Genomic DNA, 16,259 nt, shown 5'->3' with positions numbered 1-16,259 from the left:
CTTTTCGCTGATAATGTTAATTGAGCTTACAGCTTATGCATCCATCTGGATACACAAGCTGTAATCATTACTTCAGTATTACTTGCTCAAGCAAGCTTTCGACTTTCTCTTTCGTGCATAAACCGATAGAGAAGGCTGTAGCGCTGCCCGAAGCAATACTGTATCGGAATGATTCTTTTAAATCTTGTGTCTCATTGTATTTAGCAAGGAAACCGGCAACCATGCTGTCTCCTGCTCCGACTGAGCTTTTGACTTCGCCTTTTGGCACAGTGCTAATAATTGTTTCGTGCTGGTTAATCAATACTGCACCATCTCCGGCAAGGGAAACAATAACATTTTGTGCGCCAAGCTCTAGCAGTTTCTTCCCATATGGGATAACATCCTCTGCTGTTGTAATGGTTGTATTAAATAAATCTCCAAGCTCATGATGGTTCGGCTTGATTAAGAATGGATTATACGGAAGCACCTTCTTCAAAAGGTCTCCTTCTGCATCCACTACAAAAGATACATCGTTCTCAGAGCAGATTTTCACGAGCTCTTCATATGTGTTTGCTGGAAGTGTAGACGGTATGCTGCCTGCTAGCACTAACATATCTTCCGATGTCAGCTTGCTGATTTTTTCTTTCAGTTCTGCTAATTTCTCTTCAGAAATTGCCGGGCCTGCTGCATTCAATTCTGTTTCATCTGCAGCCTTCACCTTCACATTAATTCTCGTATCTTCTTCTACTTCCACAAAGTCAGTGTCAATCGCTTCTTGTTTAAGCTGATCTTTTATATAGCTGCCAGTGAATCCGCCGACAAAACCAAGTGCTTTGCTTTGTACACCCATCCTTTGCAGTACTTTGGAAACATTGATGCCTTTTCCTCCTGCAAACTTGCTCGTGCGCTCTGTTCTGTTCAATTCTCCTAAATTCACTTCGCTAAGTTCAATGATATAGTCAACAGATGGGTTCAATGTCAACGTATAAATCATGCTGTCACAACCTTTATACTAGTTTTTTTGCTGTACATCTCTAAAATCTCGCCATCATTACCGTTTGTAATGATAGATGCTTCATGGATGTCGGCAATCTTTGAAAAATACACTTCAGAAAATTTTGTGTCATCTGCTAGGAAAAACGCTTCTCTTGAAAGCTCAATCGCCTTGCTCTTAACCATTGCTTCCTCTTGATCAGGAGTAGTATATCCAAATTCAGGATGAATACCGTTTGTTCCCATGAAGCATTTATCAAAGCGGTACTGGTTTAAGCTTAATAGTGCACCTCTGCCTACAAGTGCGTTTGTTCTTTCCTTTACATATCCTCCGATTAGATAGGTTTGGATTCCTGAGGAAAGAAGTTCCTTCATATGCATCAGACCATTTGTCACCACGACTATTTTCTTTGTTTGCAAAAAAGGAATCATCTCCGTAACAGTGGAACCAGCATCCAAATAGATACTTTCGCCTTCTTCGACAAGATTTGCAGCATATGCTGCAATCATTTTCTTTTCTTGAAGGTTTTTGGCTGATTTTTCATCCATGCTCGGTTCGTTCATTTTTCCTTGCAGTCGTGCTGCGCCACCATGAACTCTTTTTAAAAATCCTTCTTGCTCTAATTGTGTCAAGTCTCTTCTGATTGTGCTTTCAGAAGTTTCCGTCGCGTCTACTAAATCCTGTATTTTAACAATGTTTTGTTGTTTTAATAATTGCAAAATCAGTGAATGTCTTTCTGGTGTTAACAACTGCCCACATCCTTTCTTTTAATGAACTGGGTTTGTTGTCGATAGACTAATAATACTGTAACCGATTTCAGATTTCAAGCATTTTCTTTCAAAAACATTCAAAAAAAATCATATCTTGATAGTTTTTGAACGTTTTATTATTTTTTATAATATTTGCAGATTTCCGATTATACGCTCGAACGGTGTCGAAACTTGTAATCTCATTGCAACATTCTACAGTTTCTCCTATAATTAATAACAAGATTCACCAAATTTCTTAAAGAGGAAAACTATATGAAAAAACTTTCTTATTATTATCTGGAGTTCATTAAAATCTTAGCGACAATCGTTATCCTGTTTGCATTATTTGGAACGATAAATGATGTCATCATTCAACTGATTAGTGGAACGTCTTTTCCTGACACATCCATGTTCCAAGGAAAAAGCTATTTACTGCTACTTTTCATAGCACAGTTTATTGGTTTTGCGATTATTACAGTTGTCCTATATGTAAATATCATTTCATTTGTTGGATTTAACCAACAAAAGGGACGTAGAAAATTTCCGAAAACTTGGGTACAAAAACTGATTATCATTGCACTCCTTTTAATTTTCGCTTTTTATATTGTGCTTCTGTTCCATTAAGAAGTAAATATTTGCGCTAAATTGCTGAATATGATACTATCAAATCAAGATATAGGTAATTCTATTAAAAAATTATCTATATATAGTGACATCCTTCTTAATTATCCAATCTTTCCGCTTCCGATGAAGCGGTCTTTTTTTGTAAAAAAAGGACCGAGTCTTCTTTTACAAAGATTCGGTCCTTTTTCTTTCCTTATATTCTGCTTTCGTTATCGCGTAATAAAGACTCGTAACAGTCATCTCTTCAAAAGCCTTCAGTTGTTCCATTTTTTTATACCTGTAAGTAAAACCGCATTTTTCCTGAACGCGCCCAGACCTGTCATTGAAATCAAACCGGCCGCACCAAATCACATCTGCATCCAACTGATTAAAGCCATGCTCAAGGATTAATTGAACCGCCTCCGGCATAATTCCTAATCCCCAATAATCAGGGTGGAGCGCAAACCCAATTTCCAGCTCTTTCAATCCGGAGCTCTTCTCTCCTTTATATGAATGCAAACCAATACTGCCAATCACCTTGTTTATGTCAGGCAACAAAATCGCATAAACTTCTGCTTTCATTAAAAACAACCGAATAATCTGCTTGCTTTCTTCTTCTGTTCTATGGGGCTTCCAGCCAGCGTTTGGGCCAACTTCTTCTCTTTGCGCATATTCGAAAAGATCGCTTGCATCCGCCAGACTCCAGCTCCGCAACAGCAGTCTGCTGCTTTTTAGCATGTGTTCCCACTCTTTTCTTGTATGTTGTTTAAAAATTTATCTTCTAGCTAGCATTTCATAAATATCCTGCAATGTAACACAGCCTAAGTCCTGCGCTTTTTTTAAATAGCGCGACCAAAGCTGCGCAGTCAATCTCGCATCCCCAAGAGCATGATGCCGGTTATTTGCCGGGATGCCATTTAAAGAGCACCAATCCTCCAGACTGACAATTGTTTTATTTGGTTCAACAATTTTAAACAAAAAAGCAGTATCAACAACACGGTGTTTAAATGGTGTCTTGAATTGCTTCCAGCACGCAGACTGCATAAAGTTCTTTTCATGTGACGAATGATGAGCGACAAGTGTATCATTTTCAGCAAACGCAAAAAACTTTACGAGCGCCTCTGATAACAAGGGCGCTTCTTTTGTGTCCTCATTTCGTATTCCTGTTAGTAACGAAATTTCTTCAGGAATAGGACCATTCGTATTTACCAATGTGTAAAATTCTTCCTCTGTCACTGTACAGCCCTTTACTTTAACAGCACCAATCGAAATAATCTGGTCGCCCTTATCTGGGAAAAAACCGGTTGTTTCTATATCAAAAACTACTGTCTCAATGTCCTTCAACGCCAACTGGGAAGCAATTTCGATTTTCAATTCCTTTTGAAGCTGTCTCATAAATGCATGCTGCTGGGAATTTAATACCCCTGTTCCTTGATTAAACACATTAGAATTCATCTTGCCATATAAGTCTCTCATATATTGAAAAAAAGATTCCACACCCACATTTTCACCCTTTTTCAATTAGCCTTTTCACTTGCTGATATAGCTTGATTCCTTTTCTCAGCAAATGCTTTACCTCTGTTCTTTCTTCCTTTGTCAATTGGTTAATATTTAAGAAATGGACATCACTGTAGTCCTTATCATCCTGAAATGAAGCTGTGCGATAGGTGAGAATCCGCCGAAAATAGCGCTCATATTCTACCATTAACGGTTCATAGACACCGATCTTCTTCAAATCTGCCATCCTGCCTAATGTAGAGGTAGCGATAACTCCCTCTTTTATCGCAAGCAGCCTAATTGAATTAACATAAGGCAAATACAGCGTATTCTTCATATGCAGTGAGCCGCGATGCACTCCTGTCCGCTCCACAAAAAACTGGCCAAAAATGCCGACTCCTTTTTTAATTCTCATCACATTATTTAAAAATCTGACAAGCAAGGCAGGATGCTGTTCCCTGTACGCATGGATAACGGATCTTAGCTCGTTTACAAACTCTTTGTTGCCGATAAGTTCTCTGCTGTCATAAAAAATCTGCAAATAACGAATTGATTCCCAATTCTCCATTTCCATCCATTTGTTCAGCTGTTCTTGCCATTCTGCAAAGGATTTACACCAAATAGGATTGCTGCTCATAACATTGCCTTCACAATAAGGATAGCCGACCGTGTTTAGTGCATCACTCACCATCTTACCGAGAGCTAAAAAGTATTCTTGCACAAAAGGAGCATCCTTTTGAAAAATCATCCCATGATCTTGATCACTAATGACACCTTGCTCCTTCCTGCCTGCACTTCCTGTTACAAACCAGGCAAAATCACAAGGCGGTTTTCCATGCTCTTTTATAAACTCCTCATACACAGCACCAAATGTTTCTGTTAAGATTAAATCATGCTGGTTGTTAAGGGTTTCATTCGTTAAACGTTGAAGTTTCTTAAAACCTTCCTTCTCTCTCTTTAACTCTAATAATCTTCCATTATATGAGCACATCCACGCACTTCCTTGCACATATATAGTTAATAATATTTTAGCATATTTTTTTAAAAATGAAGCTTATAAGAAAGGAGAAGCCTCACTTTTAAAAGTGAGGCTTGCTTTATGTCATGTATTAGACGCTTTTTGACTCATCCTTTGGCAAGAACACTTCTGGATAACCGTATGTTCCATGCTCACTGATATCTAGACCCATAATCTCCTCTTCTTCTGTTACACGCAGTCCACTGATCTTTTTAATTACAAACAAGATAGCAAAGCTGACAACGAATGCGAATAATGCACATGTTACAACACCTAACGCCTGAACACCTAACTGATGGAAGCCGCCGCCGTAGAATAAACCTGGCTGCCCAACAGTAGCTAACTCTTTCGTTGCGAACAACCCAGTTGACAATGTTCCCCACACCCCTGCAGTACCATGAACAGATAGTGCAAAAATCGGATCATCAATTCTTCTGTTCTCAAAGAATCGAACACTGTAGAAAACAAGAATTCCAGCAATTAAACCAATTACAACCGCACCCCAAGTATCAACGAACGCACATGATGCAGTGATTGCAACAAGCCCAGCTAATGCTCCATTAAGCGTTGTTGTAATATCTGATTTTCCTAGGACAATCCAAGAGATTAACAATGCAGAAACCGCTCCGGCAGCTGCAGCTAAGTTTGTATTCAAAGCAACAAACCCGAAGAATCCATCTGCAACAGAAACTGTGCTTCCAGCGTTAAACCCGAACCAGCCGACCCAGAGAATAAGTACACTCAATGCCGTATACACTTGGTTATGACCGAAAATCGGATTAGCAGAACCATCAGCATTGTATTTACCGATACGAGGCTTTAAGAGAATAGTAGCAGCAAATGCAGCCATCGCACCTGTTAAATGCACAACCGTTGATCCAGCGAAATCCTGCTTCCCGTGTTCAGCAAGCCAGCCGCCGCCCCAAATCCAGTGCGCAATGACCGGATATACAATGGCAGAGAATAGAACGGAGAAAATCAAGTAAACTGATAATTTAGCACGTTCTGCAAAACCGCCAAGTGCAATTGTTAAGGAGATTCCGGCAAATGCAAGCTGGAATACGAAGAATACTGAAGTCTGCAGCGCAGCATCCGGAATTTGTTCACCAGAGTAGAAGAACTCTGACATTCCAACAAAAAAGTTTGCATTTCCTCCAAAAATAAAGCCATAACCGACAGCCCAGAAAACTAATGAAGAAATTCCGAATGTGAAGATTGTTTTGCCGGCAATATGACCAGCATTTTTCATTCTTGTGGAACCCGCTTCCAATAATATAAATCCGCCAATCATAAAAATAACTAAAATTGCACCAACCATCGTCCACAAGCTGTTCATCAAAAATTCTAAATTATCCATTAAGTCATTTCCCCCTTTTTGTAATTTAGTTTACATGAAGTGTCATATAATCTAACACTTGATAAACCTTATTTTACCGATATAAAAAATTCTGTCAATATTTTTTATAAATTTAATTTTCTAAAAACTTAAATTATTTTAACTAATCTTCTCTTTCCCTATCTCTAATACGCTTTCCAGATATTTATGTATAAAACTTACTGCATAGATGAAGATTCAACAAACTGTTAACAGATGGTATTCCATGCTATCCCAATCACCAACTTACGTAACAAAAGTTGACATAAACAAAAAAAGCCAGCCTTTTCAGGCCAGCTTTAAAAATTATTAGCAAATCAATGTTGCACCAACAATGATTAATAGTATAAACAATACAACGATCAACGCAAAGCCGCCACCATAACCGCCGCAGCCTCCGCCGTAACCATATCCGCCATATCCGTAACCGTACATAGAACATCTCCCTTTCTGATTTCGTATTTGCAGCTTTTTTCGTGTTTCCTTTGCTGCTTGCTACAAAATCATCTTATGCGGTAAATGTCTATTTGGCTGGGTGTTTGCCTTAATTTTCGCTAAAAACCTTGTTTTTTTCAGAGTGATTCGATACTGCTGCCATTACACGCTCTGTTTGGAGCTGTGGATTGTTTGATGCGCTGATTTCGGAAATAAGTGCGACACCGTCGCCGCCTGCTTCCATTACTGGTGTGGCATTAGCCGCGGTTATCCCGCCAATTCCAACAATGGGTATGTCGGTATTTTGTCTCCTTACATCCTTAATTAATATTGTACCACGCACTTCTTTTGCATCTTTTTTTGTATTCGTTGGGTAAATGGGGCCAATCCCTATATAATCAGCACCTGCTAATATTGCTGCCTCTACTTCCGCGAGACTGTGTGCAGACACACCAAGAATTTTATCACCGATTTTTTCTCTGACAGAATGTGCCGTTTCATCATCCTGACCAATATGCACACCGTCTGCATTTAGTTCTACTGCTAAATCTACATCATCATTAACAATGAATGGAACTTTATAAGATTTACAAAGCTGCTGAAGCTTTTTGGCAAGCTCCTTTTTAGCAGAACCAACGAGGGCATTCTCTCCTTTTTCACGGAACTGGAACATAGTGATGCCCCCTTTCAGCGCTTGTGTAAGCACTTCTTCTGGAGGCAGCTTGCTGTTATTGCTGCCCATAATAAAATAAAGCTTCATCAGCTGCTTCATTTCCTGCACTGTGTATTTCTCCATGACCTTTCTCCCTTTCCCTACTGTAATGATGATGCACGCATCTTTGCATAAGCCCAATGATTAGTTGGGCCATGCCCTTGGCCTATGTTCAAATCATGCTTTATTGCTAAATAAACAAATTCCTTGGCCGTCTCAAATGATTGGCGAACAGACAGCCCGTTTGCCAGAGATGCTGCCATTGCTGCTGCAAAGGTGCAGCCTGTTCCGTGCGTGTTCTTCGTATTCAGTCTTTTTGAGTCAAGAGTAAAAAAGACACTGCCATCATAAAGCAAATCAACAAGGTTATCCCCATCACCGTGACCGCCCTTTATTACAACATGCTTAGCACCCATGCTATGCAGCAAAACAGCAGCTTCCTTCCTTTCGTCCATACTGCGAATCGACAAGCCTGTCAGAACTTCGGCCTCAGGGATATTCGGTGTAATGACTGTTGCTAATGGGATAAGATGCTCCTTCAAGGCGGTAACTGCAGCATTTTGCAGCAAGCTCGCTCCCCCCTTTGCAATCATAACAGGATCTACTACAATGTTCTTCCATTCATATTGCCTGATTTTTGCTGCAACAAGCTCGATAATACCACTGTCAAAGAGCATACCCGTCTTAATAGCATCTGTGCCGATATCTGTGGCGACTGCGTCAATCTGTTTTTCAATTGCTTCCAAAGACATAGGATAAACAGCAGCTACTCCTAAAGTGTTTTGTGCTGTTACTGCTGTAATGGCTGACATGCCGTACACACCGAGCTCCTGAAATGTCTTTAAATCTGCCTGAATACCTGCACCGCCTCCAGAATCTGAGCCGGCAATTGTCAAGGCTATTCTTTGCTTCATATCACTCACCTGCTTGCATTGTTATTTTTTTATAGTGCCTAACATCCTCTTCAGCAATGCTGTATAACGCATCTAAAAACGCTGTCTGAAAGTTGCCCGGGCCAATTTCCGGCTTATTATCTACAACTTTTTCAGCGGCAATCCCATAAACAGCCAGACCGCTAGCTGCTGCAAGGAGCACGTCTTGTTCCACAGCGATAAACGCAGCCAAAACAGACGATAGCAGGCAGCCTGCGCCAGTCACTTTTGTCATGATAGGATGACCATTGCCAACATAATAAATATCCTGCCCGTTTGTCACAACATCCTTCTCTCCTGTAATACATACAGGTGCACCGATTTTTTGCGAGGCTTTAACAGCGATTGCTGCATGATCATCTAAGGAAGAAACAGAATCCACTCCTCTTATTTCTGCTGCCATTCCGGCAACATTTGCAACCTCGGCAGCATTCCCCCTCAATAACGTTATATTAACCTCTTGCAAAATACGCTGAATGGAAGTGGTGCGAAAAGCCGTTGCACCAGCTCCAACTGGATCTAGAATTACTGGTGTATTAGCAGCGTTCGCTGCTTTTCCGGCAATAATCATGCTTGTTACATTGTCAGCATTTAATGTACCGATATTTAACACGAGAGCATCTGCTACTGATGCCATATCTGCAACCTCTTCTTTCGCATAAGCCATCACAGGAGAAGCGCCAATTGCCAGCAATCCATTTGCAGTGAAATTGGTGACAACTACATTCGTGATATTATGGATAAGCGGCGTTTTCTCTCTTAATCTGGTAAGAAGCTCTTCTGCTGTTGGGTTGTGTTTTACTGATGTCATTTTTTCTTCCCTGCCTTCTAGTATTATTTCCAAACAAAAAAGCTCATGTTTAAAGTAACTCGGAAAATGTCGTTAGACCTTCGGGAGTTTACAAAAACATAAGCTTAAAAACGAAAAAACACTTTGCCTAAACAAAGTGTCTATTATTATGTACACTCCCTGCGCTGGCATTATCCAACAGGTTCATACGGTCGACGACAGTTAGTCATCCTCTCAGCCTGATTCCACAAGCTCCCGATAAATATTTTATTACTATTATCTTATAAGAACAGTGAAAATTTTGCAAGATTATCAAACTAGAAGAGATATAAATACTCATCCTTTGGCGCCTCAGCAGCTTTGATGCTGTCCACTTTAATGGTCGGCATAGCACCGCCGTCGATTTCTTGTTTTACAACCGTTCCTTTTATTTCATACCAGCCATTTGTTTCTGCGGATTTAAGATTGCCATTAAGCATATAGCCATACACTGACAAATCGACAATACAATGTGTCATGACATATCTTGCAATCACTGCCTCATTTTCTGCAAATCCATCTTCTCTGTAAATAAAACCTTTCATCACAATCTGTGTTCCTTCCACATCATCCAGCTGATTATTTAGCACATCCATTACTTGGAAATAATTCTCATCATCGACCTCAATATACTTCTTGTCATTTAGAACAGCTGCAAGCTCTATCGCTGAATCCGTTCCTTCTGCAAGCTTCGTTGTATTTCCTTCATGAGCTGTAAGCTTGGCCAAGGCATCATCATGCAAGGAATAGTCGCTTAACGAAAAAAACAGTACAAGAGGACTTAAGAAAAAGAGATACGATAAAGTGAGCTTCCACGGCGGAACATTTTCATCACATACATCACAGTCACAATCTGCTCCTTTTAAGTTACTGTTTAACAGGCGAAAAAAGCCGAGCAAAAACAATAGGACCATCGATATAAGCAAAAAGGGAAGCATCTTAGGTGCAACAAAGGCAGTAAGCATATTTTTCACATACAGCTTAAATATAATGAGACTAAACCCGATCATAATAATTCCTTGCATTTCATTTGAAAGCTGCCACATCGGACTCCAACGTAATCTCATTTTTCATTCCTCCTTTATGACAGTTTTTGGACAATGCAACTCACATAAAATGACCTGCGATTATGGACAATGCAAAAACAATAACGGAAACGACTAAAATAAAGACTGCCACAAATTTAAATTTAAAGGATGCAAGCATAACAAGCGTGTTTTTAAAATCAAGGATTGGTCCAAATACAAGGAAGCCAAGAATCGCCTCTGGTTGGAATGTCTTCGTAAAGGAGACCGCCACAAACGCATCTGCTTCCGAGCATAATGACAGAATATAAGCTAAAGCCATCATAACAGCTGTTCCTTTAAAAACATTTTCCCCAGCCAGTCCATATAAAGTCTCTTGCAAGTATACTTGGGCTATGGCAGCAAACAACGCACCAATAATAAAATATTTAGCGACGGCAAAAAACTCAAAGCATGTGTGATGAAGAATTCCCTTCCATTTAGAATCTCCTTTATTCACATTTACAGGTACATTGCCGACTAAATCTTCCTTATGCATTTTTAAAACATTCTTTTTGGAGAAATAGGCATGCATGATAAAACCGACAATAACAGCGGCAACAATACAAACAATAAACCTGCCATAGACAATCGGCATATTTAAACGGAAAGCATAAAAGGTGCTTCCAAATACGATAAAGTTTAAAATCGGCGCACACATCAGTAAAACGACACCTACATGGACCGGGACGCCTTTTTGAATAAGTCTCCGGACTACAGGAATGATGGCACATTCACAAACAGGAGTAATACATGCTGCAAGTACACCTACAAAAATTGCAGCAATTGGATTTTTAGGAATAATTTTGGCTATCATCGCTTCTGAAACATAAATATTGATAACCGAGGAAGCAATAGCACCAAGCAGGAGAAAAGGCAGGGCTTCTAGGAAAATCGCCAGAAAAACGATAAATATAGACTGAACATCATCCGTTAGCAATTGTTGGACAACTGGTAGAGTTGAGACATCTCCGAAGAAAAATAAATACATCAGGAACAGGAATAAGGCAAAGACAATAAAATCTTTTATACTAGTAGGAATGGACATATCTATCTCCTTTAAAAAATTGATATACCTGCTTGTCTATCTTTCTATCATCTACTCTATGCTTATCCTTCTTCTATTATGTCTTTCCTTCCAAAAAGAAATGTCTGCAAGGAACCCTTGCAGACATTTCTTTATATATGAATTTCTTCTTTTTGCAAATCATTGCCTATCAGCACAATTTCTCCTGCAGCTGCAGGCCGCCTTTTGCCAAGATTTTCCCATTCCATTAAACCTGAAGCATATTGGAAATGATACCATTGATTATCTTCCTTGTTTTGCACAATTCCTTTTGCTCTGTAAAGACGCTCTTTATTCTGCTCTAACAGTTCCGCAATTTCTTTTTTGGATGCCTGCTGTTTATACGTCAGTTTGACTGCCTTTATATGATGATGATGGTGATGTCCTCCCAAATCCTCTGCAGGAAGCGGAATGGCTGTATCGCTTCCATCTAAATAGAGAGTAACGCCATCTCCGTATGCTGTATGGATAATTGGTGCATGCTTATTGTATTTCCTGATAATTTTTTCTGCTTTTTCAACTGCTGTTTTTTCATTAACCTGATCCATTTTATTTAAAACTATTAAACTTCCTCTTTCAATCTGTTCCTTCTGCAGCTGTCTTACTTCCTTGGAACTCGAGAAGATGCTTGTATACTCTGCGACATGCATGCTGTCTACAACACAGATGCTTTCCTTTAACTTGAAATCGGCAGCAAACCTCTCCTCTTTAAAGGTGTCGATTATCTCTGACGGATTGGCCACGCCAGTCCCCTCAAGGAGAACGACCTCGATTTGCTGATCACGTGCCATTACGGCAACCTCATCTAAAGTCGTGCGCAAATCATCCTTAACAGAGCAGCATACACAGCCATTTAGCAGTTCAAACAGCGACTCACTTTCAAACAAATGCTTTTCTAAATTGGCATTTCCTAATTCATTAAGGATGATTGCATATTTTTTATTTATATTCTTGAAATGCTGCATACACTTTAAAAGAGTGCTCGTCTTCCCGCTGCCTAAAAAGCCATTAATTAAATAGACATCTGTTTTCATAAATTCCTCCTATAAGCACAAATCTTTTTCAAAATGTATGCAGCAGCAATCATTTTTAGTACTGGAGTTTTTTTACACAAAAAAAGCCCGACAATGGGCTTTCCTCTAGTAATTGTGTATACTAAAGCCTTTACATTTCTTTTAAGCTTTCAATATCTACTTCTGTTCTTTCTTCTATGCCGCCCACTAAGTGTACAATGGCCGTCTGATCTTCCTCTTTAATCTCATCAATCCAGATGGATACTCCGTTATATTGGACTTCGATTTCTGCAGGAGAAGATAAGATCTGTTTCGCTCTATTGATGTCCACTTTTTCCACCTACTTTCTTCATCAGAGATTGCCTGCTTAGCTAATTTTATGAACAAATGGTCCATTTGGTTCCAAAAATGGTCATATGCTCCTTTAACATTATGTGATTATTCGTTTTTTTCTATTCAATAAATTTCAATCACTAATTTCTTTATAAACGGTGCCATCGGTATCTGTAATCAGAATTTCAGATTCTATTTTATCTAGGCCAATCACAATAAAAGGATTCTTTTCAAGCGAATTATTATAATTGGTGCGAATTTTTATTTCTGTTCGTCCATTACTGTTTTCCACATCCAATAATTCTATCGTGTTTCCTCTCATTTGCTCACCAAGTGTTAAAAATATCCCTTTGCTTCCTTCAAGGATATTAAATATCTTATAACCTCTTATAGTTGGATTTCCCTCGATATTATGCAAATGTGTAAGCAGACCTTGACTCTCCACATTCCCTTTGTCGACAACCCAGTAGTTCACTTTATCAAAATAAGTGTACGCCGAAAATACGACTGCGTATAACAGTACAATTAAACAAAGAGTTTTTTTCCAAAAGGAACTCTTTCCTACAATAAAAAAAATAATCGCCATGGAAATGACCCCTATGCTCACTATTCCAAACGGAATTCCTTCAAATCCACCTATAAGAAGGATAGAAACAAGTAACAAGATAATCCCCCCACATAAAACGGACAAACTTCTTTTGACGTTAGGGATACCTTTTCCATACACATATGTAACCAAATAAATGATAATGCCAATAATAAAACCGATTAGTAATAAAGTTGATAACACATTTTCCCCTCCTAGTATAATAACAAACAGATATTTACATATTACACTTCCACTACGCTAAAATCCATAATTTGGACAAAATGTAATAATTAAGTTTACGCTACTGCGGAGAAAATATTTAGCATAACTTGGAATAAAACATATACTTTTTTCCTAGTTTTTATGATAAAATCTTTTTGGAAAAGAGAGAAAAACTAGGGGGAAGAATATTGAAGAAACTTTTCAAAAAGATCTCATTTCTTATTGTATTAGCATTAGCAGCAAATCTTTTATTCCAGACTGACTTTACAAAAACAGCAAGTGCTGCCTCATCTTACACTTATTACATAAAGTCAACTGCAAATCTATACAGCAGTACAAAAAGCAACGCAAAAAAGCTGAAGTCTATCCCAGTTAACACGAAGCTGACTACAACCAGCGCGAAAAAAGACAAAATGTATAAAGTGAAATTCGACGGCAAAACAGGTTATGTGTATGCATCCAAGCTTTCAACAAAACTTACAAGTGTGACGCTTTACACAAAAGATAACGCCAATTTATATGACAACACATCTAAAAAACAGAAAAAACTAATATCCATTCCTGTAAACGCTAAACTTGTCACACAATCGGTGATTGGCAGTAAAATGTATAAGGTAACGTATGAAGGAAAAACTGGTTATATTTATTCTTCTAAGCTTGCAGCAAAAAAAGTTAGCAAGGTGCCTTTCGGAAAAACTGTACGTGTTGGCAATTTTACAGTGAAGATAGACAAGCCGATTAACGAATATGGGGAGAGCTATCTATTCGATGGAAATAACAGTTATATCGCATTGCCTGTAACTATTACTAATTATGGAGCAAGGGATTATATTGGCTGGCTTTCTGAAGGTTATGTCAATAACAAATACTATGATGTATTTGATAATTGGTACTTTGCAGTTGATTATGAAGATGAAGAACTAGAAGGTTCCGAGATGCTTTCAAAAGGAAAAAGCTTAAGTGCTTATATCACTTTAAAAATGGCTAAAGGTAAAAATTTAGAGTTTATATATGCAGACAATTATTACGAAAATTTTATTACCTTCTATGGTAAAAACTAATTTTATCCCCCTTCCTTTATGAGGGGGGTCTTTTTGGATACATTTACCTTTTCACAATATGTTTCACTTTCCTCCATACAGTGTAAATACAAACTAAGAACGAAATACACTAAAAGGAGGAATAGTCATGACAGCATTACAGAAAACAGCATTAGTTCTAACTATTATCGGAGCAATTAACTGGGGATTAATAGGATTCTTCCAATGGGATCTTGTAGCAGCTATTTTCGGCGGACAAGATGCAGCATTATCAAGAATTGTTTATGGACTTGTCGGAATCGCTGGTCTGATTAATATCGGTATGCTTTTCATGTCACCAAAGGAAAAGACATCTGATCAACATGTAAGAACAAACCACTAAAAAATGAGGCTGGCGCTGCCAGCCTTTTTTTGTTTATTCCATCTCTTTAGCAATCCATGTTAATTTGTCTGCAGATACAGCCACCTCTTTAAAATCGCTGCCCATTTCATTGATGAGCTGTATGAAAGAAGCAAGTTTTTCATCTATCCTGTTGTTTTGCCCTTTTGTTTCACACATTGCTTCTAAAATATGCTGGAAGTGCTCAGCTGTTTCCTGCATACTTTTATTCCCTTTTGAGATTTCTTCCATGATTTTATCTAAAGAGCTTGTCAGTTTTTCTGTTTGTCCATTTGTATTTTGAATCAAGGTGGCCACATTGGCGACAGATTTCTTCGTATCATCAGAAAGTTTTCTCACTTCTCCAGCAACGACAGAAAAACCTAATCCATGTTCTCCGGCCTTTGCTGCTTCAATAGCTGCATTTAAAGACAAGAGATTGGTTTGTTCCGCAATTCCTTTCACAATATTAATAATTTCAGCCATTTGATTGGTGATAGACAGCAAGACATGCACATCTCCTGTAATTTCATTGACTTTATGGTGAATATTTTCCATTGTGGCTGCTTGCATGTTAATTTGCTGTTTGCCTTGTAATGCTCGCTCCTCTGCCAAATTGGATAAGTCTGCACCTTTTTTTGCGAATATAATCATGTCGTTAGACTGACCAACAAGGTGCTGGAACGATTGATTTGTTTCCTCAGAGATAGCAGCAAGATTTTCTGAAGCCTCTGCTACACTTTGGCGAATAAGCAGCTTTTCCTGTTCCCCTTCCGCTTTAATTCGGTCTGATTCTGCATCATAAGCCTCAAGAACTAATTGCTGTTCCAAGTTTAAAATTTTTGACACAGCCCTAATTAACGGCATATGCTCCTCTTTATTTGGGAAATTATCTTCAATCAACCCAAGCAAGGACAGCAGCAAATCTTGAAATGCACACATATACCATTTCGTCTGCAGTCCAATTTTGACATGAACATGAGCAATTCGTATCCGTTTCTCCAAAAACTCACGATTGATTTCACCGGCAAACATTTCACCTATATGTGTTCGCAGTGTTTTTTTTAAGCGCTCTATAGAGCTGTTATCTTGAATGATTCCAAGCAAAGACGGCTCATTTTCTAAATTTTTATAAAATCTGTCTACAATTCCCCCGATATTATTCAGCACATAGATATGCATCCTTTTAAGCTGGATTAAATCCTCTGCTGTTAAACCTATCATCTGAACTTGTTTGTATACCTCACTGTTTCTAGCAACCTTTAACTCCACATCCCCTAATGTGAATTGTTCAGCTGTTTCTCTTTTCGCTCTTTTTTTCGTTAAAAACAAAGACCCCACCCCTACTTTTTTCCTATATTACACTTAGAATACCATATGATTTCCAGAAGATAAATATCCGGTTATTAACAACTAATAGGTACAAATGT

At 38.6% G+C, this 16,259-nt stretch carries 19 protein-coding genes, 1 pseudogene and 1 riboswitch; of the genes and pseudogenes, 3 read left to right on the top strand and 17 right to left on the bottom strand.

What is annotated here, in order from left to right; all coding sequences use genetic code 11:
- Positions 1–67: 67 nt before the first annotated feature.
- Both pfkB and LXM54_RS03270 read right to left on the bottom strand, forming a co-directional pair.
- Entirely contained in the window at positions 68–973 is a 906-nt protein-coding gene (pfkB, locus tag LXM54_RS03275; protein WP_233313659.1) for a 1-phosphofructokinase, read from the bottom strand.
- Positions 970–1,722: a DeoR/GlpR family DNA-binding transcription regulator gene (locus tag LXM54_RS03270; protein WP_233313658.1), complete on the bottom strand. Its 753-nt coding sequence runs from the start codon at positions 1,720–1,722 to the stop codon at positions 970–972. Before LXM54_RS03270 ends, pfkB begins: the two co-directional genes overlap by 4 nt.
- 273 nt (positions 1,723–1,995) lie before the next feature.
- Here LXM54_RS03270 and LXM54_RS03265 point away from each other — a divergent pair, with 273 nt between their 5' ends.
- Complete coding sequence (locus tag LXM54_RS03265; protein ID WP_233313657.1) at positions 1,996–2,346, top strand: hypothetical protein; 351 nt, start codon at positions 1,996–1,998, stop codon at positions 2,344–2,346.
- A gap of 165 nt (positions 2,347–2,511) precedes the next feature.
- Here LXM54_RS03265 and LXM54_RS03260 read toward each other — a convergent pair whose 3' ends face one another.
- The 13 genes from LXM54_RS03260 to LXM54_RS03200 all read right to left on the bottom strand — a co-directional run bounded on the left by LXM54_RS03260 (position 2,512) and on the right by LXM54_RS03200 (position 13,389).
- A complete protein-coding gene (locus tag LXM54_RS03260) occupies positions 2,512–3,063 on the bottom strand; it encodes a GNAT family N-acetyltransferase (RefSeq protein ID WP_233313656.1) in 552 nt (183 codons plus the stop codon).
- Positions 3,064–3,099: 36 nt separating this feature from the next.
- Positions 3,100–3,828, bottom strand: coding sequence for an exonuclease domain-containing protein (locus tag LXM54_RS03255; protein ID WP_233313655.1), 729 nt, complete (start codon positions 3,826–3,828; stop codon positions 3,100–3,102).
- 4 nt (positions 3,829–3,832) lie between these two features.
- Complete coding sequence (locus LXM54_RS03250; protein ID WP_233313654.1) at positions 3,833–4,813, bottom strand: DUF294 nucleotidyltransferase-like domain-containing protein; 981 nt, start codon at positions 4,811–4,813, stop codon at positions 3,833–3,835.
- A gap of 118 nt (positions 4,814–4,931) precedes the next feature.
- Positions 4,932–6,197 carry an ammonium transporter gene (locus LXM54_RS03245; RefSeq protein ID WP_233313653.1) on the bottom strand — a complete coding sequence of 422 codons (1,266 nt, stop codon included), beginning with the start codon at positions 6,195–6,197 and terminating at the stop codon, positions 4,932–4,934.
- Between the two features lie 327 nt (positions 6,198–6,524).
- Entirely contained in the window at positions 6,525–6,650 is a 126-nt protein-coding gene (locus LXM54_RS03240) for a YjcZ family sporulation protein (RefSeq protein ID WP_233313652.1), read from the bottom strand.
- 109 nt (positions 6,651–6,759) lie between these two features.
- Positions 6,760–7,446, bottom strand: coding sequence for a thiamine phosphate synthase (gene thiE, locus LXM54_RS03235; RefSeq protein ID WP_233313651.1), 687 nt, complete (start codon positions 7,444–7,446; stop codon positions 6,760–6,762).
- A gap of 17 nt (positions 7,447–7,463) precedes the next feature.
- Positions 7,464–8,276, bottom strand: a complete 813-nt coding sequence (gene thiD / locus LXM54_RS03230; RefSeq protein WP_233313650.1) for a bifunctional hydroxymethylpyrimidine kinase/phosphomethylpyrimidine kinase — start codon at positions 8,274–8,276, stop codon at positions 7,464–7,466.
- A 1-nt stretch (position 8,277) separates the two neighbouring features.
- Complete coding sequence (gene thiM / locus LXM54_RS03225; protein ID WP_233313649.1) at positions 8,278–9,105, bottom strand: hydroxyethylthiazole kinase; 828 nt, start codon at positions 9,103–9,105, stop codon at positions 8,278–8,280.
- Positions 9,106–9,243: 138 nt separating this feature from the next.
- Positions 9,244–9,353, bottom strand: a riboswitch (TPP riboswitch).
- A gap of 48 nt (positions 9,354–9,401) precedes the next feature.
- On the bottom strand, positions 9,402–10,190 hold the full coding sequence (locus tag LXM54_RS03220) for a TIGR03943 family putative permease subunit (protein ID WP_233313648.1): 789 nt from the start codon (positions 10,188–10,190) through the stop codon (positions 9,402–9,404).
- Positions 10,191–10,230: 40 nt separating this feature from the next.
- Complete coding sequence (locus LXM54_RS03215; RefSeq protein WP_233313647.1) at positions 10,231–11,235, bottom strand: permease; 1,005 nt, start codon at positions 11,233–11,235, stop codon at positions 10,231–10,233.
- Positions 11,236–11,366: 131 nt separating this feature from the next.
- A complete protein-coding gene (locus tag LXM54_RS03210) occupies positions 11,367–12,287 on the bottom strand; it encodes a CobW family GTP-binding protein (protein ID WP_233313646.1) in 921 nt (306 codons plus the stop codon).
- Positions 12,288–12,417: 130 nt separating this feature from the next.
- Complete coding sequence (locus LXM54_RS03205) at positions 12,418–12,597, bottom strand: H-type small acid-soluble spore protein (protein ID WP_233313645.1); 180 nt, start codon at positions 12,595–12,597, stop codon at positions 12,418–12,420.
- Between the two features lie 135 nt (positions 12,598–12,732).
- The gene (locus LXM54_RS03200) at positions 12,733–13,389 is read right to left on the bottom strand and encodes a hypothetical protein (protein WP_233313644.1); all 657 of its coding nucleotides are present in this window, start codon (positions 13,387–13,389) and stop codon (positions 12,733–12,735) included.
- A gap of 209 nt (positions 13,390–13,598) precedes the next feature.
- On the opposite strand from LXM54_RS03200, the gene LXM54_RS03195 reads away from it, so the two are divergent.
- Together LXM54_RS03195 and LXM54_RS03190 are read left to right on the top strand one after the other, a co-directional pair.
- Entirely contained in the window at positions 13,599–14,471 is an 873-nt protein-coding gene (locus LXM54_RS03195) for a hypothetical protein (protein ID WP_233313643.1), read from the top strand.
- A 127-nt stretch (positions 14,472–14,598) separates the two neighbouring features.
- Positions 14,599–14,832, top strand: coding sequence for a DUF378 domain-containing protein (locus LXM54_RS03190; RefSeq protein WP_233313642.1), 234 nt, complete (start codon positions 14,599–14,601; stop codon positions 14,830–14,832).
- Positions 14,833–14,865: 33 nt separating this feature from the next.
- On the opposite strand, the gene LXM54_RS28405 is transcribed toward LXM54_RS03190, so the two are convergent.
- Positions 14,866–15,402, bottom strand: coding sequence for a methyl-accepting chemotaxis protein (locus LXM54_RS28405; RefSeq protein ID WP_442780427.1), 537 nt, complete (start codon positions 15,400–15,402; stop codon positions 14,866–14,868).
- Between the two features lie 228 nt (positions 15,403–15,630).
- Positions 15,631–16,101: pseudogene (locus tag LXM54_RS28400) on the bottom strand (protoglobin domain-containing protein); the annotation flags it as partial.
- Between the last annotated feature and the right edge of the window lie 158 nt (positions 16,102–16,259).

Source organism: Bacillus sp. Au-Bac7, from assembly GCF_021341655.1.
In the GTDB taxonomy this organism is placed as follows: Bacteria; Bacillota; Bacilli; order Bacillales; family Cytobacillaceae; genus Niallia.
Note: the sequence above shows the minus strand (reverse complement) of the source record. Positions and strands in the feature narration are given on the sequence as shown.

Excerpts from the sequence above, each read along its gene's own strand:
- pfkB (WP_233313659.1), bottom strand. The coding sequence starts at position 973 with ATGATTTATACGTTGACATTGAACCCATCTGTTGACTATATCATTGAA.
- LXM54_RS03265 (WP_233313657.1), top strand. The coding sequence starts at position 1,996 with ATGAAAAAACTTTCTTATTATTATCTGGAGTTCATTAAAATCTTAGCG.
- LXM54_RS03260 (WP_233313656.1), bottom strand. The coding sequence starts at position 3,063 with ATGCTAAAAAGCAGCAGACTGCTGTTGCGGAGCTGGAGTCTGGCGGAT.
- LXM54_RS03250 (WP_233313654.1), bottom strand. The coding sequence starts at position 4,813 with ATGTGCTCATATAATGGAAGATTATTAGAGTTAAAGAGAGAGAAGGAA.
- LXM54_RS03245 (WP_233313653.1), bottom strand. The coding sequence starts at position 6,197 with ATGGATAATTTAGAATTTTTGATGAACAGCTTGTGGACGATGGTTGGT.
- LXM54_RS03240 (WP_233313652.1), bottom strand. The coding sequence starts at position 6,650 with ATGTACGGTTACGGATATGGCGGATATGGTTACGGCGGAGGCTGCGGC.
- thiE (WP_233313651.1), bottom strand. The coding sequence starts at position 7,446 with ATGGAGAAATACACAGTGCAGGAAATGAAGCAGCTGATGAAGCTTTAT.
- thiD (WP_233313650.1), bottom strand. The coding sequence starts at position 8,276 with ATGAAGCAAAGAATAGCCTTGACAATTGCCGGCTCAGATTCTGGAGGC.
- thiM (WP_233313649.1), bottom strand. The coding sequence starts at position 9,105 with ATGACATCAGTAAAACACAACCCAACAGCAGAAGAGCTTCTTACCAGA.
- LXM54_RS03220 (WP_233313648.1), bottom strand. The coding sequence starts at position 10,190 with ATGAGATTACGTTGGAGTCCGATGTGGCAGCTTTCAAATGAAATGCAA.
- LXM54_RS03215 (WP_233313647.1), bottom strand. The coding sequence starts at position 11,235 with ATGTCCATTCCTACTAGTATAAAAGATTTTATTGTCTTTGCCTTATTC.
- LXM54_RS03210 (WP_233313646.1), bottom strand. The coding sequence starts at position 12,287 with ATGAAAACAGATGTCTATTTAATTAATGGCTTTTTAGGCAGCGGGAAG.
- LXM54_RS03190 (WP_233313642.1), top strand. The coding sequence starts at position 14,599 with ATGACAGCATTACAGAAAACAGCATTAGTTCTAACTATTATCGGAGCA.
- LXM54_RS28405 (WP_442780427.1), bottom strand. The coding sequence starts at position 15,402 with ATGCAAGCAGCCACAATGGAAAATATTCACCATAAAGTCAATGAAATT.